We start from the raw sequence: 19,756 nt of genomic DNA, 5'->3' as shown, positions 1-19,756 counted from the left end.
GCGATTCGCCGTCACTGATTACGATTGGGGGGTGACCAGTGCGCCAGAGACTCCCCAGAACCCCGCAGACGCCCTCCCGAAGAGCTGGGATCCCAGCGCGGTAGAGGCCGACTTGTATCAGGGCTGGGTGGACGCCGGTTACTTCACCGCCGACGCGACGAGCGACAAGCCCGGCTACTCGATCGTGCTGCCGCCGCCGAACGTGACCGGCTCGCTGCACATGGGGCATGCCCTCGACCACACGCTGATGGACGCACTGTCGCGGCGCAAGCGGATGCAGGGCTTCGAGGTGTTGTGGCTGCCTGGCATGGACCACGCCGGCATCGCGACCCAGACCATCGTCGAGAAGCAGCTCGCCGCCGACGGCAAGAAGAAGGAAGACTTCGGCCGCGAGGCCTTCATCGAGAAGGTGTGGGACTGGAAGCGCGAGTCCGGCGGCACCATCCAGGGCCAGATGCGGCGCATCGGCGACGGCGTCGACTGGAGCCGTGACCGCTTCACGATGGACGAGGGCCTCTCGCGGGCCGTCCAGACGATCTTCAAGCGCCTCTACGACGACGGCCTCATCTACCGCGCCGAGCGCCTGGTGAACTGGTCGCCGGTGCTGCAGACCGCGATCTCCGACATCGAGGTCAAGTTCGAGGAGGTGGAGGGCGAGCTCGTCTCGCTGCGCTACGGCTCCCTCGACGACGACGAGCCGCACGTGATCGTCGCGACCACCCGTGTCGAGACGATGCTCGGTGACACCGCGGTCGCCGTCCACCCCGAGGACGAGCGCTACAAGGACCTGATCGGCACCACACTCGAGCACCCGTTCACGGGCCGTCGGATCCCGATCATCGCGGACGACTACGTCGACCCCGAGTTCGGTACCGGCGCCGTGAAGATCACGCCCGCGCACGACCCCAACGACTTCGAGATGGGCCTGCGGCACAACCTGCCGATGCCCACCATCATGGACAAGACCGGCAAGATCGCCGACACCGGAACGCAGTTCGACGGCATGGACCGCTTCGAGGCCCGTGTCAAGGTGCGCGAGGCGCTCGCCGAGCAGGGCCGCGTCGTCGCCGAGAAGCGTCCGTACGTGCACAGCGTCGGCCACTCGGAGCGCTCCGGCGAGACCATCGAGCCGCGGCTGTCGATGCAGTGGTGGGTCAAGGTCGACGCTCTCGCGAAGGCCGCCGGTGACGCGGTCCGTGACGGCGACACCGTGATCCACCCGGCCAGCCAGGAGCCGCGCTGGTTCGCGTGGGTCGACAACATGCACGACTGGTGCATCTCGCGTCAGCTGTGGTGGGGTCACCGCATCCCGATCTGGTACGGCCCGAACGGTGAGGTGCAGTGCTTCGGTCCGGACGAGACCGCGCCCGAGGGCTGGGAGCAGGACCCCGACGTCCTCGACACGTGGTTCTCGTCGGGTCTGTGGCCGTTCTCCACGATGGGCTGGCCCGAGAAGACCCCCGAGATCGAGAAGTTCTATCCCACCAGCGTTCTCGTCACCGGCTACGACATCCTGTTCTTCTGGGTGGCCCGGATGATGATGTTCGGCACGTACGTGGCCGGAGACGACGCCGTGAGCGGGGCCAAGGTGCCGTTCAAGGATCTGTTCCTGCACGGTCTGGTCCGCGACCAGTACGGCAAGAAGATGTCGAAGTCCCGCGGCAACGGCATCGACCCGCTCGACTGGGTGGACCGTTTCGGCGCCGACGCGCTGCGCTTCACCCTGGCTCGCGGCGCCAATCCGGGCAGCGACCTGGCGGTCGGTGAGGATCACGCGCAGTCCTCGCGCAACTTCGCGAACAAGCTGTTCAACGCCACCAAGTTCGCGCTCATGAACGGTGCCGTCGTCGCCGAGTTGCCGGCCCGCGAGGCCCTGACCGACGCCGACCGCTGGATCCTCGACCGGCTCGAGCAGGTCCGCGGCGAGGTCGACGAAGCCCTCGACAAGTTCGAGTTCTCCAAGGCCTGTGAGGCGCTGTACCACTTCGCGTGGGACGAGGTGTGCGACTGGTATCTCGAGCTCGCCAAGCCGCAGCTCGCCTCGAACGAGACGGCGGCAGCGTCCACCCGGGCCGTGCTGGGCAACGTTCTCGACACCTTGCTGCGGATGCTGCACCCGGTGATCCCGTTCGTCACCGAGACGCTGTGGAAGGTGCTCACCGGCGGCGAGTCCGTCGTCGTCGCGGACTGGCCGGTCGCGACCGGTGTCGCGGTGGATCCCGTTGCCGCGCAGCGCGTCGAGGACATGCAGCGCCTGGTCACCGAGGTGCGCCGCTTCCGCAGCGACCAGGGTCTCAAGCCGTCGCAGAAGGTGGCCGCGCGCCTGTCCGGTGCCGCCGAGGCCGACATCGAGTCGCAGCTGGCGTCGGTGTCGTCGCTCGCGAAGCTCACCGAGCCGACCGAGACGTTCGCGGCGACCGCGTCCGTCGAGGTGCGGCTGAGCAAGGCCACCGTCACCGTCGAGCTGGACACGTCCGGGGCCGTCGACCTGGGCGCGGAGAAGAAGCGTCTCGAGAAGGACCTCGCGGCCGCGGAGAAGGAACTGGCCGGCACCACCGCGAAGCTCGGCAACGAGGCGTTCCTCGCGAAGGCCCCCGACGCGGTCGTCGACAAGATCCGCGCCCGCCGGCAGGTGGCGCAGGAGGAGATCACCCGGATGAGTGCACGTCTGAAGGAGCTGGGCGGAGCGTGAGCACCGAACGTCCGGGCGACCCCGGCCCGGTCGACCTGGCCGAACTCGCCCTCGTCGAGGCCGAGCTGGATCAGCGCTGGCCCGAGACGAAGATCGAGCCGTCGCTGACCCGGATCTCCGCGCTGATGGATCTGCTCGGGTCGCCGCAGCGCAACTACCCGGCGATCCACGTCGCAGGCACCAACGGCAAGACGTCGGTGACCCGGATGATCGACGCGCTCCTCACCGCACTGCACCGGCGTACGGGCCGCACCACGAGCCCGCACCTGCAGCTGGCGACCGAGCGGATCAGCATCGACGGCAAGCCGATCGACGTCCGCACGTACATCGACACCTATCGCGAGATCGAGCCGTACATCCGGATGATCGATGCGCAGTCGCAGGCCGCGGGCGGCCCGGCGATGAGCAAGTTCGAGGTGACCACCGCGATGGCGTACGCCGCGTTCGCGGAGGCTCCGGTCGACGTCGCCGTCGTCGAGACCGGTCTCGGCGGCACGTGGGACGCGACCAACGTGATCGACGCGCAGGTCGCGGTGATCACCCCGATCGGCCTGGACCACGTCGACTACCTGGGCTCGGATCTCGCGTCGATCGCGGGGGAGAAGGCCGGGATCATCGCGAAGGGCCGCGACAGCGGGGTCGAGGGCATGCCCGGCGTCGACACCGTCGCGATCATCGCCGAACAGGATCCCGAGGCGATGGACGTGCTGCTGCGTCGTGCCGTCGAGGTCGACGCCGCCGTCGCCCGCGAGGGATCCGAGTTCCGGGTTCTGCGCCGACAGATCGCGATCGGCGGCCAGCAGCTCGAGCTGCAGGGCCTCGGCGGTGTGTACGACGACATCTTCCTGCCGCTGCACGGCGAGCACCAGGCGCGCAACGCGTCGCTCGCGCTGGCGGCGGTGGAGGCGTTCTTCGGGGCCGGCGCCGACCGGCAGCTCGACGCCGACGCGATCCGTGCCGGTTTCGCGTCGGTCGTCAACCCGGGTCGGCTCGAGCGGGTCCGCAGCGCGCCGACGGTGTTCCTGGACGCCGCCCACAATCCGCACGGCGCCCGTGCCCTCGCCGCGGCTCTGTCCGCGGAATTCGACTTCCGCAAGCTCGTCGGCGTCGTCTCCGTCATGGGCGACAAGGACGTCGACGGCATCCTCGACGCCCTCGAACCGATCTTCGACGAACTCGTCGTCACCCACAACGGATCCCCTCGGGCCATGGACGTGGAGGATCTCGCGAACCGTGCGGTCGCCCGGTTCGGGGACGAACGTGTCGTCGTCGCGCCGACCCTGGCCGACGCGATCGAGACCGCGATCGGCCTGGCAGAGGAGGTCGCCGAACCCGGCGAGGCGGTGTCCGGTGCGGGCGTCGTGGTGACCGGTTCGGTCGTGACCGCGGGCGTGGCCCGCTCCCTGTTCGGAAAGGACCCCGCGTGAGCGAGACGCCCGATACCCCCGAGAATCCCGAGCAGGGCTTCCGCCCGCCGGCCACCGACCCGTGGAAGGGTTTCCGCGGCGTCATGGCCGGAACCCTCGTCCTCGAGGCGATCGTCGTGCTGCTGGCGCTGCCGGTCGTCGCGGTCATCAACTCGACCGGCCTGACCTGGTTCTCCGGCACCTACATCTGCGTGCTGGCGTTGCTGATGATCCTCGGTGCCGGGATGCAGGGCCGTCCGTGGGCGATGAAGTTCAATCTCGCCCTGCAGGTGCTGACGATCCTCGGATTCTTCATCGACGTCGCGCTCGGCGTGATCGGTCTGCTGTTCGGTGCCGTGTGGCTGTACATCGTGTACCTGCGCAAGGACATCACGCAGCGGATCGAGCGGGGTCTGCTGCCCGGACAACGAGACTGACCGTCTAGGCTGTTTTTCGTGACTGAGCGCACCCTGGTACTGATCAAGCCCGACGGCGTGGCCCGCGGCTACGTCGGAGAGATCCTCTCCCGTATCGAACGCAAGGGCCTGTCCATCGCGGCGATGGAGATGCGGACCGCGCCGAACGACGTGGCCGCCACGCACTACGCCGAACACGAAGGCAAGCCGTTCTACCCGGGCCTGCTCGAGTTCATCACGTCCGGTCCGCTCGTGGCCGCCGTGCTCGAGGGGCCACGGGCGATCGCCGCGTTCCGCCAGATCGCCGGCGGCACCGACCCGGTCGAGAAGGCCGTTCCCGGCACCATCCGCGCCGACCTGGCGCTCGACGGTGGACAGAACCTCGTCCACGGATCGGATTCCACCGAGTCCGCCGAACGCGAGATCGCCCTCTGGTTTCCGCAGCTCGCCCAGTCCTGATTCCACGTTGTACGGGACGCCCCCGGGCCCAGCGGGCCCGGGGGCGTCCTTTCGTTTGTTCGTCGACGGTGCGCCGCTGAGAGAACACGAGGCATTCATGTGGGATACTCGAGATGGTCGGACTGCAATTGCGTTTCACGCGGATCCGATCGGATGACACCACGGTGCGAAGCCCGTCATCGCGGTCCACCGGCAGGCAACCCCTGCTCCGGCCGGCACGCTGGATGATCAGGCGCTCGCCTCGTGAACGGTCAGGCGTCCGCGCCGTGGATCGCCGCCATCCAGCCAGGCGCCGCGCGATTTCGCAGTGAGTAACGGACACCGCGAAGCACGTGGAGCGAGACCATACAATCTCGTACCCCCGGTGCGAGTACACAACCATCGCCCCCGCGCGGCCGCGTCACACCCGATCGACAGACGGATGGACGCGCCCGGGGGCTCGAGGAGAATACGTGGCCGACCAAGCGCCGCCCGAGAACGTGCAGAACCCGACCGCGGAAGCGTCGGCCGATACCGGAACCACCCCGGTGCTGCCCGAGAAGATTCGTGTCCATGCGCTGGCGAAGATGCTCGGTGTGACCAGTAAGCAGGTCCTCGCCGAGGCTGCCGCGCTGGGCACCGAGCTGCGCAGCGCGCAGTCCAGCCTGCAGCGTGAGTTCGCCGAACGCATTCACGCGATCATGTCCGCGCCGGCCTCGGAGCAACCTCCCGAGGCGCAGCGGGAACCCGCCGCTCAGCCGGAACCGGAAGCTCAGCCGGAACCAGAAGCGGCTGCCGAGCCGGTCGAGAAGCCGGCGCCGCGTAAGCGCACCCGCAAGAAAGCCGCGCCCAAGGCGGAGGCTCCCCGGGCGGAGGAGGCTGTCACGGAGTCCGTGCCCGAGCCTCAGCCGGAGCCGGAGGCTGCCGCTGAACCCGGACAGGCGACCGAGACCGGCGGCCTGTTCACCGATGCCGAGCTCGTGAGCCACAAGCCGCAGATCCAGCCGGCCGCCCCTGCCGTGCAGGCGCCGCTGTTCCTGCAGCCGGAAACCCCGGAGGCTCCGGCCGCCGAATCCACGCCGCGACGTCGCCGCAGCCGCCGGGCAGCGGCGCCTGCGGTGACCGAGGAACAGCAGACCGAGGAACAGCAGACCGAGGCCGGTGTCGAGACCCCGGCCGCCGAGGCTGCAGACCGCGCCGAGGCGACCGAGGCGACGGACTCCACCGGGACCACCGAGTCCGGTGAGTCCTCGGAGACTGCCGAGACGGAGACTGCGGAGTCCGAGGGGGGCGATCATCAGCGTCGCCGTCGCCGGGGCCGCCGGGGCCGGGGCCGGGGCCGCGGGGAACAGGGCGCCGACGGTACCGAGACCGACGAGTCCGACGTGCCCGGCACGGACGAGACCATCGAGGACACTCGAGCCACCGAGTCCACCGAGGGCACGGAGACGACCGAGTCGGAAGAATCCGCCGAGGGAACCGACGCCGAGTCGACCGAGGGAGCCGACGCCGAGTCCGGCGATACGGAGGAGTCGGGCGAGGGCACCAGTCGCCGTCGCCGTCGTCGCCGTCGTCGCAAGGGCAGCGCGGAGTCCGCCGACACCGCCGAGGACGACGGCGTCACCACCGTCGTCCACGAACGCGAACCGCGGAACAAGGCCCGCGTCAAGGACGAGGTGCAGGGCATCAGCGGCTCGACGCGGCTCGAGGCCAAGCGTCAGCGCCGTCGTGACGGACGCGACGCGGGACGCCGTCGCCCGCCGATCCTGAGCGAGTCGGAGTTCCTGGCCCGCCGCGAGTCGGTGGACCGTGTGATGGTGGTCCGGGAGAAAACCGGCGGCAGCAACCCGGCAGCGTCGACACAGGTCGCGGTGCTCGAGGACGGCGTGCTCGTCGAACACTTCGTGACCGGGTCGTCGTCCTCGTCGATGGTCGGCAACGTGTACCTGGGACGGGTGCAGAACGTGCTGCCCAGCATGGAGGCCGCGTTCATCGACATCGGCCGTGGACGCAACGGCGTCCTGTACGCGGGTGAGGTCAACTGGGAGGCGGCCGGTCTCGGCGGCCGGGAACGCAAGATCGAGCAGGCCCTCAAGCCCGGCGACCAGGTCGTCGTGCAGGTCAGCAAGGATCCGGTCGGGCACAAGGGTGCCCGCCTGACCACGCAGATCAGCCTCGCGGGCCGATTCCTGGTGTACGTGCCCGGCGGCACGTCCACCGGCATCAGCCGCAAGCTGCCCGACACCGAGCGCAAGCGGCTCAAGGAGATCCTCAAGGAGATCGTCCCGGCCGACGCCGGTGTGATCATCCGGACTGCGTCGGAGGGCGTCAGCGAGGAGGAACTGTCGCGGGACGTCACCCGGCTGCAGGCCCAGTGGGCGACCATCCAGGAGCAGGCGGACAAGGCGCAGGCCGCCAAGTCCGGCACCCCGCAGTCGCTGTACGAGGAACCGGATCTTCTGGTCAAGGTCGTCCGGGATCTGTTCAACGAGGACTTCTCGAAGCTCGTCATCGAGGGCGAGAAGGCGTGGAACACCGTCGAGGGCTACATCGGGGCGGTCGCCCCGGACCTGCTGCCGCGTGTCGAACGGCACGATTCCGCGCCGGGTACCCCGGACGTGTTCGAGACGCACCGCATCGACGAGCAGCTCGCGAAGGCACTCGACCGCAAGGTGTGGCTGCCGTCCGGCGGCACGCTGGTGATCGACCGCACCGAGGCGATGACCGTCATCGACGTCAACACCGGCAAGTTCACCGGTGCCGGCGGCAACCTCGAGGAGACCGTCACCCGGAACAACCTCGAGGCGGCCGAGGAGATCGTCCGGCAGATGCGTCTGCGGGACATCGGCGGCATGATCGTCGTCGACTTCATCGACATGGTGCTCGAATCGAACCGGGATCTGGTGCTGCGGCGTCTCACCGAGTCGCTCGGCCGGGACCGCACCCGGCATCAGGTGTCCGAGGTGACGTCGCTGGGCCTGGTCCAGATGACACGCAAGAAGCTCGGTACCGGGCTGGTCGAGGCGTTCTCCACCACGTGTGAGCACTGCCACGGTCGCGGCATCATCGTGCAGAGCGAGCCGATCGAGGTGAAGTCGGGCGACGACGGCCGTGGGCAGTCGAAGGAGTCCGGTGGCCGCCGCAAGCGCGGCAAGGATCGTGCTGCCGCGGCGGCACCCGCCGAGGTGACCGAGTCGCACCCGCATCCGACGGTGGAGGAAGCCGCCGTGGACGCCACGGTCAAGCGTGCGCACCCGGTGGCGCTCGCGATGGCCTCGCACCACGACCCCGAACACGCCGAACACGCCGAGCAGGCCGACACGGCGGAGCCGGTGTCGACCGAGCCGATCGCTGCGCAGGTGGTGGCGCCGATCGTCGCCGAATCCGAGCGCGAGCCGGAGCCCGCTCTCGAACCGGAACGCGAACCCGAGGTCGTCTCGGCACCAGCGGCCGACGCCGCGCCGGCACCGCGGGCCCGGCGGCGCAGCCGCCGGGTGTCCCGGGCGGCAGCGGCGCCGACGGCGGAGTCCGGGGAGAAGTCGGATGCGGGAACCGTGTTCGTGATCCCCACCCCGTCCCCGGAACCGGAGGCGGCTCCCGTGACGGAGTCCGCACCGGCCGCGGAGGCGGCCCCGGCGCCGGCCACCGGGCCGGAAACGGCGGCGGGTGACGGTGAACCCGCCGTGTCGCGGCGCCCCCGGCGTCGTCGCGCCGCGGCCCGCCCGGCAGGGCCTCCGGTGGACACCGAGGCCTGACAGGCATCGCGACGGTTCGTCGTCCTCGTGCTCCCACGGAGGCGGCGAACCGTCGCAGCGGGATCGGCGGTCACCTCGGTTTGACCATGGTGGTCCGCGTCCCGTAATCTTGACCGGTCGCTACCCGGCGATACCGCTCTGCTGCGCCCGATCGAGGGCCTACCACGGGCGGGCATGGGGTAGTAGCCACACCAGACCAGTCGCGCAGCACTGAAAGCCTCACGGCAGCGGCGCGAGCACGTTCGAAGTAGCAAGGGGTAGCCGTCCGATGGCAACGTACGCGATCGTCAAGACCGGCGGAAAGCAGTACAAGGTCGCTGTTGGTGACCTCGTCAAGGTCGAGAAGATCGAGGGTGAGCCCGGCGCTGCTGTCTCGCTTGCTCCGGTCCTCGTGGTCGATGGTTCCGAGCTGACCACCGACGCCGACAAGCTGGCGAAGGTCTCCGTGTCCGCCGAGGTTGTCGAGCACACCAAGGGCCCGAAGATCCGGATCCACAAGTTCAAGAACAAGACCGGCTACCACAAGCGTCAGGGCCACCGTCAGAAGCTGACGGTCGTCAAGGTCACCGGCATCAAGTAACCGCATCGGGGCCCCGCCCCGTGCACCGCGAACTCGTGGATTCCTGAACCTGGAGGGTTAGTCATGGCACATAAGAAGGGTGCATCCAGCTCCCGTAACGGTCGCGATTCGAACGCACAGCGACTCGGCGTCAAGCGTTTCGGCGGCCAGGCCGTCAACGCCGGCGAGATCCTGGTGCGTCAGCGCGGCACCCACTTCCACCCCGGCGTCAACGTCGGCCGTGGCGGTGACGACACCCTGTTCGCTCTCGCTGCCGGCGCCGTCGAGTTCGGCACCAAGCGCGGGCGCAAGACCGTGAACATCGTTCCGGTCGCGGCACAGGCCTAGTCTGCTGCCGACTACGGTTCGCGTTCACAGCGCCTCGCGCTGACGAACACGATTCCGTTCCGATCTCCCAGTAGGGGCGGGCCAGGGTCTTCAGAACCCTTGCCCGCCCCTACTGTTGTTTCATCCTGCTGAGGAAGGGTTCGGCACTCATGTCCCGATTCATTGACCGCGTGGTGTTGCACGTCAGCGCCGGTAAGGGCGGCAATGGTTGCGCCTCCGTCCACCGCGAGAAGTTCAAGCCACTCGGTGGTCCGGACGGCGGCAACGGTGGCCGGGGCGGGGACGTCGTCCTCGAGGTCGACCGGAACGTGCACACGCTCCTCGACTTCCACTTCCATCCGCGGGCGAAGGCCACGAACGGAACGCAGGGGATGGGTGGCAACCGGGAGGGTGCCAACGGCTCCGACCTGACCCTCAAGGTGCCCGACGGCACCGTCGTCCTCGACAAGCAGGGCAATGTTCTCGCCGACCTCGTCGGTATCGGCACCCAGTTCGTCGCGGCCCGCGGCGGCCGGGGCGGCCTCGGGAACGCGTCGCTGGCATCGAGGGCCCGCAAGGCGCCCGGTTTCGCGTTGCTCGGCGAGGACGGCGAGGAACTCGACGTCGTTCTCGAACTCAAGTCCGTCGCCGATGTCGGTCTCGTCGGCTTCCCGTCCGCGGGCAAGTCGTCGCTGGTGTCGGTGCTGTCGGCCGCCAAGCCGAAGATCGGGGACTACCCGTTCACGACCCTGCAGCCCAACCTCGGTGTGGTGTCGAGCGGCGACACCACGTTCACCGTCGCCGACGTGCCGGGGCTGATTCCCGGCGCCAGCAAGGGCCGTGGTCTCGGCCTCGACTTCCTGCGGCACCTCGAACGGTGTGCGGTGCTCGCGCACGTCGTCGACTGCGCGACGCTCGAGCCCAGACGCGACCCGATCTCCGACGTCGACGCGCTCGAGGCGGAACTGGCCGCCTACCAGCCGGCGCTCGAGGGCGATGCGAGCCTGGGTGAGCTCGCGGACCGGCCGCGCATCGTGATCCTCAACAAGGCCGACGTGCCCGAGGCCGCGGAACTGGCCGAGATGGTCACCCCCGACTTCGAGGCGCGCGGCTGGCCCGTGTTCACGATCTCGGCGGTGAGCCGGGACGGTCTGCGACCCTTGACGTTCGCGCTCGCGAAGATGGTTGCCGACTACCGTGAGGCCCATCCGCCGGCCGCCCCGAAGCGACAGGTGATCCGTCCGATCGCAGCCAAGGAGACCGGATTCGACGTCATCGCCGACCCGGACAACCCGGGTGGTTTCATCGTCCGCGGTGTACAGCCGGAGCGCTGGGTACGGCAGACCGCGTTCGACAACGACGAGGCCGTCGGCTATCTCGCGGACCGGCTCGCCCGGCTCGGTGTCGAGAACGAACTCGTCAAGCAGGGCGCCGAACCCGGTGCGTTCGTCACGATCGGTGACGTCGGATTCGAGTGGGAACCGCAGACCGCGGCGGGCGTCGACATCGTCCGCACCGGCCGCGGCACCGACGCCCGCCTCGACCAGGTGGACCGGATCGGTGCCTCCGAACGCAAGCACGCCCGGCGGGTGCGGCGCGGACTCGACAGCGAGGACCCCGAGAACAAGTGAGCGACACCAGAGCCGCCGTCGCGTCGGCGCGCAGCATCGTCGTCAAGATCGGATCGTCGGCACTCACGAGCCTCGTCGGGGGACTCGACGTCGGACGGTTGAACGTGCTCGCGGATGCGCTCGAGGCGCGGATGCGGGCCGGTTCCGACGTCGTCGTCGTGTCGTCGGGTGCGGTCGGTGCGGGACTCGCACCACTCGGGTTGACCCGTCGCCCACGGGATCTCGCGACGAAGCAGGCGGCGGCGAGTGTGGGGCAGTTGGCGTTGGCGCACGCGTGGGGGACGTCGTTCGCGCGATACGGGCGCACCGTCGGGCAGGTGCTGCTCACCGCCGACGACATCGCCCGGCGCACCCAGCACCGCAACGCGCAGCGCACCCTGGACCGGCTGCGGGCACTGCACGCGGTCGCGATCGTCAACGAGAACGACACCGTCGCCACGACGGAACTGCGGTTCGGTGACAACGATCGGCTCGCCGCGCTCGTCGCGCACCTCGTGGGCGCGGATGCGCTGGTGCTGTTGTCGGACGTCGACGGACTGTACGACGGTGACCCGCGCAAGGGCGCGGCCACCCTGATCCCGGAGGTCAACAGCCCCGAGGATCTCGACGGGGTGGTCGCCGGCTCCGGCGGTGCGCTCGGAACGGGCGGGATGGCGTCCAAGCTGTCCGCGGCCCGCCTCGCCGCCGACTCGGGGGTGCCGGTGCTGCTCACCGCTGCATCCGATGCGGCGACAGCCCTGACCACCGCCGAGTCGGGCACGGTGTTCGCGGCCCGACCGCACCGGATGTCCGCCCGCAAGTTCTGGGTGCGGCACGCCGCCGACACCCAGGGCGCGATCCACCTCGACGACGGTGCCGTGCGGGCCGTCGTCGAGCGACGGCGGTCCCTGCTGCCGGCCGGGGTCACCGCGGTGTCCGGACGGTTCCACGGCGGCGACGTCGTCTCACTCGTCGGCCCCGACGAGATGCCCGTCGCCCGCGGTGTCGTCGCCTACGACTCGGCCGAGATCGAGGACATGCTCGGTCACTCCACGACGGAGTTGCCCGCCGACATGCATCGTCCCGTCGTGCACGCGGACGATTTGGTGGCACTGTAGGCGTCCAGGACTTCGGAACAGCCCAGTTCGAGCTTGATCGAGGCGAACTCGTCGCCGCGGGTGGCGCCCCGGTTGACGATGACGACGGGTGTGCCGGCGCGGGCGGCGCGGCGAACGAACCGCAGTCCCGACATCACCGTCAGTGACGAGCCCGCGACCAGGAGGGCGTCGGCGGCGTCGACCATCGAGAACGCTTCCGCGACACGAGGTTTCGGGACCGATTCGCCGAAGTAGACGATGTCGGGTTTGAGCGTGCCGCCGCAGCGGTCGCAGTCGACGACCCGGAAATGGTCGGTGGATTCGACGACCGCGTCCGCATCCGGCGCGATCTCCACCCCGGTGGCCGCGGCGACCGTGTCGGCGAAACCGGGGTTGGCGGCGTCGAGCCGATCGGCGAGTGTCCAGCGGGAGATCCGGTGGTCGCAGACCAGACAGCGGACCTGGGCGTAACTGCCGTGCAGGTCGACGACGCGGCGGCTGCCGGCCTTGGTGTGCAGCAGGTCCACGTTCTGGGTGATCACACCGTGTACGACGCCGGCCCGCTCGAGCCGGGCCAGGGCCCGGTGCCCGAGATTGGGGCGGGCGGCGTCCATGAACCGCCAGCCGAGGTGGTTGCGGGCCCAGTAGTGGCGGCGGAACGCGGCATCGCCCACGAACTGCTGGTAGGTCATCGGATTACGGGGTGGGGAATCGGGGCCGCGGTAGTCGGGGATCCCGGAGTCGGTGGAGACTCCCGCACCGGTCAGGACGCAGACGCGGCGTCCGTCGAGCAGGTCGAGCATCTGGTCGATCACGATGTCCAGGGTAGGCGGACGTCGATCTGCCCGAAAACGGTCACGGGCGTGACCGCGGATCTCTATCGTGAGCAAATTGGACATCCGTCCAGAGTTTCGTCCGTGCTCCCGCCCCGACAAGAGAGCGTGCCTGGTGTTCCCAACCGTGCCCCCGACCGATGCGCGTCGTGCCCACATCGTCCGTACGATCCTGGCGCTGCTCGTCATCGCGCCACTCGCGATCGCCGGCTTCTACATGTGGGCGTTGTGGAATCCGGGTGACACCGTGAACCGGTTGCCGGTCGCGATCGTCAACGCGGACACGGGCGCCGACGTCGACGGGACCCGGATCGTCGCGGGCGACGACGTGGTGGCCGCGCTCGTCGACAGCGGTGACGTCGACTGGAAGGTCGTGACGGCCCAGCAGGCCCGGGACGGTGTCGACGACGGCAGGTACTACTTCTCCGTCGTGATCCCGGAGACGTTCAGCGCGGACGTCGCGAGCGCCGCCGGTGGGACCGGACGCAAGGCACAGCTCGACGTGGTCTACAACGACTACAACAGCCTCGTGGCGACACCGGTCGGGGAGAGCGTCGTCGCGCAGGTGCGCTCGGCGGTGTCGGAGTCGATCGGCGAGCAATCGGTGGACCAGGTGCTCATCGGTCTCGGTGACCTCGGTAAGGGTTTCGGTGAGGCCGCGGCCGGTGCCCGGCAGCTCTCGGCGGGTACGAAGGAGGCCCTGGCCGGCACCGACGAACTCTACGCGGGCAGCAAGGAACTGTCGGCGGGGCTCGGCGAGGCGAACCAGGGTGGGCGGGAACTCGCGGCCGGTGCCGGTGAGCTCGCAGCGGGCGCCGATCAGGCCGCGGCCGGGTCGGGTGAACTGAGTACCGGCCTGAACCAGCTGGTGGGTGGCACCGACGAGCTGGGTGCCGGTGCGAAGCAGATCAGCGAGGTCGTCGACATGGTCACCGGTCCGGTGCTCGACCTTCTCGGAGAGCAGGGCGACATCGGATCCCAGCTGGCCGAGCTGCGGGACGGGGCCCGCGAACTCGCGCGTCAGCTCACCGACCCGGCCGCGGACTACCGTGGTGGCCTGCTCGCCGCGGCGGCCGGCGCGGCCGAACTGAACACCGGGCTGGGCGAGCTGTCGTCGGGCGCCCACCAGCTCGGTACCGGCGCGAACGAGCTGTCGTCGGGTCTCGGGCAACTGAACACCGGTGGCCTCCAGTTGGAAGAGGGGCTGGGGCAGCTGTCGACCGGTATGACCCAACTCGACAGTGGCAGCAACGAACTCGCGACCGGTCTGACGGACGGGGCCGCGCAGGTGCCGCAGTTCACCGACGAGCAGCGCGCCACCACGGCGGGGCTGCTGGCGGCACCGGTGGCCGTCCAGGAGACGTACGCGTACCCGGCCGCCGGGTTCGGGCCGGGCGCGGTGCCGGCCGTGATGTCGGTGCTGTTGTTCCTGTGCGGCATCCTGACCTGGTTCGTCGTCCGCCCGCGGCGGGGACGCCCGCAGCGCGTACACGAGAGCGTGATCCGGGAAGGATTGCGCCGGTACCGGATTCCCGCGACGGTCACGTTCGTCGCGGCCCTCGTGGCGTCGACGGTCTCGCTCGTCGTCGCGGACGCGAATCCGCCGAGCGTGCTCGCCATGACCGCCGTCATGATCCTGGTCGGTGCGGCCGCAGTGGCGTCGGGGCGGCTCTTCACCGTCGTCTTCGGGGCCGTGAACGGCACCTTTGTCGCGTTGGGCGCGTTGATGATCCAGATCTTCGCGTTCGGTGCGGTCTATCCGATCGAGCAGATGCCCGCGCCGGTGCAGTGGCTGCACGCGTTGATGCCGTTGACGTGGGCGCGTAACTCGCTGCGGATGGTGCTGGTCGGGTACTACGGACCGCGCTTCTGGACCGCGGTCGCGGCGCTCGCGGCGCTCGTCGTCGTCGCGGTGGCCTGCACCATCTGGTGGCGGCGCCGGCAGGAACCGGCGGCCGAGGAGATTTCCCCGATGGACGGTCCGACCATCGTGATGGAGCGGATCGGCTGATCGCACAGCGGGCGGGGCCCGGTCGACGAATCGACCGGGCCCCGCCCGTGTTCGTACCGGTTCGGACTAGGAGGCGGCGCGCTCGTCGTCGTCGAGCGTGATCAGCGGGTACACGCCGTTCTCGTCGTGCACCTCGCGACCGGTGACCGGCGGATTGAACACACACAGCATCCGCATCTCGGTGACCGGCTCCACCCGGTGCCGCTCGTGACCGTCCAACAGGTACATCGTTCCCGCACGCAACTGGTGCACCTCACCGTTGTCGAGGTCGGTGAGGATACCGTCACCCTCCACCAGCCACACGGCCTCGACATGGTTGGCGTAGTGGAACTCGTTGACCGATCCGGCGCGAATCGTGGTCTCGTGGAACGAGAATCCGACACTGTCACCCGCGAGCACGATCCGCTTGCTGCGCCAGTTCCCGTCCTCGCTGGTGATGTCGCGGTCGGTGTCGGTGATCTCGTCGGTGGTGCGAACGATCATGAAAACTCCTGTGGTCGAAAAAGAATGGGGAAGCCGGCGACGGTCAGGCGCAGACCTTCGCGGTCGCCTCGGCGAGGATGCTCAGCCCGTGATCCAGTTCGGTATCCGTGATCGTCAGCGGCGGAAGCAGTTTCACCACCTCGTCCGACGGCCCGGACGTCTCGGTGAGCAGACCCTCGTCGAACGCGAGACCGCACACCTTGACGGCCTTGCTCGGATCGTCGAACACCAGGCCCCGGACCATGCCGCGGCCCCGGGTGCTCACACCCTCGAAGCTGTCCGTGAGGTTGGCGAAGATCTGGTTGATCCGCTCACCCTTCGCGAGCGTCGAACGGTGCAGGGCGTCGTCGGACCAGTAGTGGTCCAGCGCCGCCGTCGCGGTCACGAACGCCGGATTGTTGCCACGGAACGTGCCGTTGTGCTCACCCGGAGCCCACAGGTCGAGTTCCCGTTTGAACAGCGTCAAGGCCATCGGCATGCCGTAGCCGCCGATCGACTTCGACAGCGTCACGATGTCGGGAGTGATGCCGGCGATCTCGAACGAGAAGAAGGGGCCGGTACGACCGCAGCCCATCTGCACGTCGTCGACGATGAGCAGGATGTCGCGGCGCGTGCACAGATCGGCCAGGGCGCGCAGCCATTCCGGGCGGGCGACGTTGACGCCGCCCTCGCCCTGCACGGTCTCGACGATCACCGCGGCCGGCCGGTTGAGGCCACTGCCGGAGTCGTCGAGGACACGCTCGAACCACTGGAAGTCGTCGGTGACGCCGCCGAAGTAGTTGTCGAACGGCATCGGCGTCGCGTGCACGAGGGGGATACCGGCCCCGGCCCGTTTCATCGAGTTACCGGTCACCGACAGTGCGCCCAACGTCATACCGTGGAAAGCGTTGGTGAAGTTGATGATCGACTCGCGACCGGTGACCTTGCGGGCCAGTTTCAGTGCCGACTCGACGGCGTTCGTGCCGGTGGGCCCGGGGAACTGGACTTTGTAGTCGAATCCCCGGGGCTGCAGGATGTTTCGCTCGAATGTCTGCAGGAATCGGCGTTTCGCGACGGTAGACATGTCCAGTCCGTGCGTGATGCCGTCACCGGAGAGGTACTCGAGCAGAGCCTCCTTCATCACCGGGTTGTTGTGCCCGTAGTTGAGCGCACCGGCGCCGGCGAAGAAGTCGAGGTACTCACGTCCGGATTCGTCCCGGATCCACGCGCCGGACGCCGACTCGAAGACGGTCGGCCAATTCCGACAGTAGCTGCGAACCTCGGATTCGAGATCCTCGAAGATGCTGGTCGTGGCTGTAGTCATGGGGTGCTCCTTCCTCAGGAGGCGTTCTGCGGCGAGATCGTGTACAGATCCTCGGCCTCGTGCCCATCGGGAAAATCGTTCGGGGAGAACAGTTCTTGCTTCGTGATCGTGCATCCACGTCGATGTGCGACGGATGTGAAGAGTGCGACGGAGGCGTCATTGCCCGGGCTGATCGTGGTCTCTAGCTTCCAGACACCTTGCAGTGCAACGTGATCGAGGAGGCTGGACAGCATACGTCCGGCCAGGCCGTGGCCTCGGTGGTTCTCGTCGACCGCTACCTGCCACACCATGAGGGTGGCCGGCACCTCGGGGCGCACGTAGCCGGTGACGAATCCGACGACGGTGTCGTCGACGGTGGCGACGATCGATGTGTCGCGAAAGTCCCTGCACCAGAGCAGGTATGCGTAGCTCGAATTGAGGTCGAGAACCTGTGAATCCTTGGCGATCTCCCAGAGCCGGACTCCGTCGGAGATCTGGGGCTGACGGAACTTCACCGCGTCCGGCGCGGTGGTCGGGGTAACTCTCAGTTCAGTTGGGGTCATAGGCGTTGGCGTCAGTATTGTTGACGTGCTTGCCAATCGAACGTAACAACCCCCGGTCTCAATGTCATGGAACCGCGAAAATCGGGCAGAGTAGACCCTGTTGCAGTGCAGGTGAGACGGTGAATGTGATGCTCGTCACATGATGTATCACTTGGGGGTGGCGAGAGCGAAAGGGAGGACAGAGGGGACACCTGCCCGGCAGAGGGTTCGAGCCGCCATCGTCAGTGTCCACCCCGAATCGGTGACGGCGTCGAGCAACAGCACCGGACGCGTCCGATCGGCCAGATCCGGCACCTCCCACGCATCGACCAGACCCGCAACCCGATACGCGGAATTGGCGGCCGACACCGGCGGCCGACCGGGACGCTCCGACAGGACACCGAGGTCGGTGAGCCGGCCGACCTGCGCGAGCCGCGCGGTCAGCGACCGCATCAACACCGGATGCCGGGGCGATTCGAGGCACATCACCGCATCCGGGCGCTCCGCCCAGTCCCACGCCGCCAACACCTGGACACAGGCATCGACGACCGCGTCCGGCACCGGCGCATCGGGCCCGTCGAGCAGTGCCCGCAGCCGCTGCCCCCACCCCAGATCGGACAACCGGCCCAGCACCCGGCCCGGTTCCGGACCGTCGGAAATCTTGCCGGACAGGCCGACCCCGAGCTTCGCCATGCCGCTCGGCCACTGCTTGCGCGGCGGCAGATCGATACCGGGGCGTTCGAGCCGGCGCCGCGTGTCCGCGACCGTGTCCGCGGCCACCTCCGCGGTGTACTTCGGCCCGGCGCAGTTGTCGCAGCGGCCGCAGCGGCTGTCCGCGGTGAGCCCGGGATCGTCGAGCTGACGGCGCAGGAACGTCATCCGGCATTCATCGGTGGTCTCGTAGTCCAGCATCGCCTGCTGCTCGGCCTGCCGGGCGGCGTCGAGCCGACCGTACCGGTCGGCGTCGTACGTCCACGGCTGCCCGGTCGACACCCAGCCACCCTTGACGCGGCGTACCGCGCCGTCGACGTCGAGGACCTTGAGCACCAGTTCCAGGCGCGTGCGGTTCAGCTCCACGAGCGGCTCGAGCGCCATCGTCGACTGCACTCGTTCGGTGTCGAGGACGTCGAGCACCTGGCGGACGACATGTTCCCGCGGGAACGACACCGACGCGAAATAGCTCCAGATCTGCCGGTCCTCGTGACCGGGCAGCAGCACCACCTCGGCACTGTCGGTGGAGCGTCCCGCACGGCCCACCTGCTGGTAGTACGAGATCGGCGACGACGGCGCGCCCAGGTGCACGACGAACCCCAGATCGGGTTTGTCGAAACCCATCCCGAGCGCCGACGTCGCGATCAGCGCCTTGACCCGGTTGTTCAGCAGATCCTGTTCGAGCACTTCACGTTCGGCGGCGTCCGTCTGCCCGGTGTAAGCGGCCACCCGGTGTCCGCGGTCGGCGAGCAGGCTCGCCAGGTCGCGGGCCGCGGACACGGTGAGCGTGTAGACGATGCCCGATCCGGGCAGGTCGTCGAGGTGCTCGGCGAGCCACGCCGCCCGTTGTGTCGCCTCCGGGATGCGCACCACCGACAGGCTCAGCGAATCCCGCTCCAGGGTGCCGCGCAGCACCAGCGTCTCCGCGCCGCCGACCCCCAACTGGGTGGCGACGTCGCCGACGACGCGGTCGTTGGCGGTCGCGGTGGTCGCGAGGACCGGGATGCCGTCGCCCAGATCCTCGACGAGCGTGCGGATGCGGCGGTAGTCGGGACGGAAGTCGTGCCCCCAGTCGGAGACGCAGTGTGCCTCGTCGACCACGACGAGCCCGGCGTCGGCGGCCAGCGACGGCAGTACCTGGTCCCGGAAGTCCGGGTTGTTGAGCCGCTCGGGGCTCACCAGCAGCACGTCGAGTTCGCGGTCCGCGACCCGCTGATGGATCTCGTCCCATTCGGTGACGTTGCCGGAGTTGATCGTCGCGGCCCGCACCCCGGCCCGCTCGGCCGACGCCACCTGGTTGCGCATCAGCGCCAGCAGCGGCGACACGATGACCGTCGGGCCGTGCCCGTGGGCGCGCAGCAGCTTCGCGGCGATGAAATAGACGGCCGACTTGCCCCAGCCGGTGCGTTGCACCACCAGCGCCCGGCGCCGGCCCACGACGAGCGCCTCGATCGCCGTCCACTGATCCTCCCGCAGCCGCGCGTCCGGGCCGGCCAGCTCACGCAGCAGCCGTTCGGCTTCGTCGCGCAGATCGGCGGCGGTCGGGTCGGCGGCAGTCGGTGCGGTCGTCATGCCCCCATCGTGCCGGAGACGT

15 protein-coding genes are annotated in these 19,756 nt (G+C 68.9%); 10 read left to right on the top strand and 5 right to left on the bottom strand.

All coding sequences use genetic code 11. The features are described from left to right. The first annotated feature begins 31 nt into the window (after nucleotides 1-31). The 9 genes from Q5696_RS13855 to proB all read left to right on the top strand — a co-directional run bounded on the left by Q5696_RS13855 (nucleotide 32) and on the right by proB (nucleotide 12,321). Nucleotides 32-2,692, top strand: coding sequence for a valine--tRNA ligase (locus Q5696_RS13855; protein WP_305091909.1), 2,661 nt, complete (start codon nucleotides 32-34; stop codon nucleotides 2,690-2,692). Then, a complete protein-coding gene (gene folC / locus Q5696_RS13850; RefSeq protein WP_305091908.1) occupies nucleotides 2,689-4,119 on the top strand; it encodes a bifunctional tetrahydrofolate synthase/dihydrofolate synthase in 1,431 nt (476 codons plus the stop codon). The genes Q5696_RS13855 and folC overlap by 4 nt, the downstream gene beginning before the upstream one ends. Next, a complete protein-coding gene (locus Q5696_RS13845) occupies nucleotides 4,116-4,535 on the top strand; it encodes a DUF4233 domain-containing protein (RefSeq protein ID WP_370654795.1) in 420 nt (139 codons plus the stop codon). The genes folC and Q5696_RS13845 overlap by 4 nt, the downstream gene beginning before the upstream one ends. 18 nt (nucleotides 4,536-4,553) lie before the next feature. Next, complete coding sequence (gene ndk, locus Q5696_RS13840) at nucleotides 4,554-4,973, top strand: nucleoside-diphosphate kinase (RefSeq protein ID WP_305091907.1); 420 nt, start codon at nucleotides 4,554-4,556, stop codon at nucleotides 4,971-4,973. A gap of 452 nt (nucleotides 4,974-5,425) precedes the next feature. Next, nucleotides 5,426-8,707 carry a translation initiation factor IF-2 N-terminal domain-containing protein gene (locus Q5696_RS13835; RefSeq protein WP_305091906.1) on the top strand — a complete coding sequence of 1,094 codons (3,282 nt, stop codon included), beginning with the start codon at nucleotides 5,426-5,428 and terminating at the stop codon, nucleotides 8,705-8,707. 268 nt (nucleotides 8,708-8,975) lie between these two features. Further along, nucleotides 8,976-9,287 (top strand): 50S ribosomal protein L21, encoded by a 312-nt coding sequence (gene rplU / locus Q5696_RS13830; protein WP_305091905.1) that lies wholly within the window; start codon nucleotides 8,976-8,978, stop codon nucleotides 9,285-9,287. A 63-nt stretch (nucleotides 9,288-9,350) separates the two neighbouring features. Beyond that, nucleotides 9,351-9,614 carry a 50S ribosomal protein L27 gene (gene rpmA / locus Q5696_RS13825; RefSeq protein WP_305091904.1) on the top strand — a complete coding sequence of 88 codons (264 nt, stop codon included), beginning with the start codon at nucleotides 9,351-9,353 and terminating at the stop codon, nucleotides 9,612-9,614. A gap of 149 nt (nucleotides 9,615-9,763) precedes the next feature. Next, entirely contained in the window at nucleotides 9,764-11,224 is a 1,461-nt protein-coding gene (obgE, locus tag Q5696_RS13820) for a GTPase ObgE (protein WP_305091903.1), read from the top strand. After that, nucleotides 11,221-12,321 carry a glutamate 5-kinase gene (gene proB, locus Q5696_RS13815; protein WP_305091902.1) on the top strand — a complete coding sequence of 367 codons (1,101 nt, stop codon included), beginning with the start codon at nucleotides 11,221-11,223 and terminating at the stop codon, nucleotides 12,319-12,321. Before obgE ends, proB begins: the two co-directional genes overlap by 4 nt. Here proB and Q5696_RS13810 read toward each other — a convergent pair. Further along, nucleotides 12,249-13,103, bottom strand: a complete 855-nt coding sequence (locus Q5696_RS13810; protein WP_370654933.1) for an NAD-dependent protein deacetylase — start codon at nucleotides 13,101-13,103, stop codon at nucleotides 12,249-12,251. The genes proB and Q5696_RS13810 overlap by 73 nt on opposite strands. A gap of 157 nt (nucleotides 13,104-13,260) precedes the next feature. On the opposite strand from Q5696_RS13810, the gene Q5696_RS13805 reads away from it, so the two are divergent. Next, on the top strand, nucleotides 13,261-15,144 hold the full coding sequence (locus tag Q5696_RS13805) for a YhgE/Pip domain-containing protein (protein ID WP_305091900.1): 1,884 nt from the start codon (nucleotides 13,261-13,263) through the stop codon (nucleotides 15,142-15,144). Nucleotides 15,145-15,210: 66 nt separating this feature from the next. On the opposite strand, the gene Q5696_RS13800 is transcribed toward Q5696_RS13805, so the two are convergent. From Q5696_RS13800 to Q5696_RS13785, 4 genes are all read right to left on the bottom strand, one after another. Beyond that, nucleotides 15,211-15,627, bottom strand: coding sequence for an ectoine synthase (locus Q5696_RS13800; RefSeq protein ID WP_305091899.1), 417 nt, complete (start codon nucleotides 15,625-15,627; stop codon nucleotides 15,211-15,213). 43 nt (nucleotides 15,628-15,670) lie between these two features. Continuing rightward, nucleotides 15,671-16,930 carry a diaminobutyrate--2-oxoglutarate transaminase gene (gene ectB / locus Q5696_RS13795; RefSeq protein ID WP_305091898.1) on the bottom strand — a complete coding sequence of 420 codons (1,260 nt, stop codon included), beginning with the start codon at nucleotides 16,928-16,930 and terminating at the stop codon, nucleotides 15,671-15,673. 14 nt (nucleotides 16,931-16,944) lie between these two features. Next, complete coding sequence (gene ectA, locus Q5696_RS13790) at nucleotides 16,945-17,472, bottom strand: diaminobutyrate acetyltransferase (protein WP_305091897.1); 528 nt, start codon at nucleotides 17,470-17,472, stop codon at nucleotides 16,945-16,947. A gap of 147 nt (nucleotides 17,473-17,619) precedes the next feature. Continuing rightward, nucleotides 17,620-19,734, bottom strand: coding sequence for a RecQ family ATP-dependent DNA helicase (locus tag Q5696_RS13785; RefSeq protein WP_305091896.1), 2,115 nt, complete (start codon nucleotides 19,732-19,734; stop codon nucleotides 17,620-17,622). Nucleotides 19,735-19,756 lie beyond the last annotated feature (22 nt).

Source organism: Prescottella sp. R16, assembly GCF_030656875.1.
Classification (GTDB): domain Bacteria; phylum Actinomycetota; class Actinomycetes; order Mycobacteriales; family Mycobacteriaceae; genus Prescottella.
Note: the sequence above shows the minus strand (reverse complement) of the source record. Positions and strands in the feature narration are given on the sequence as shown.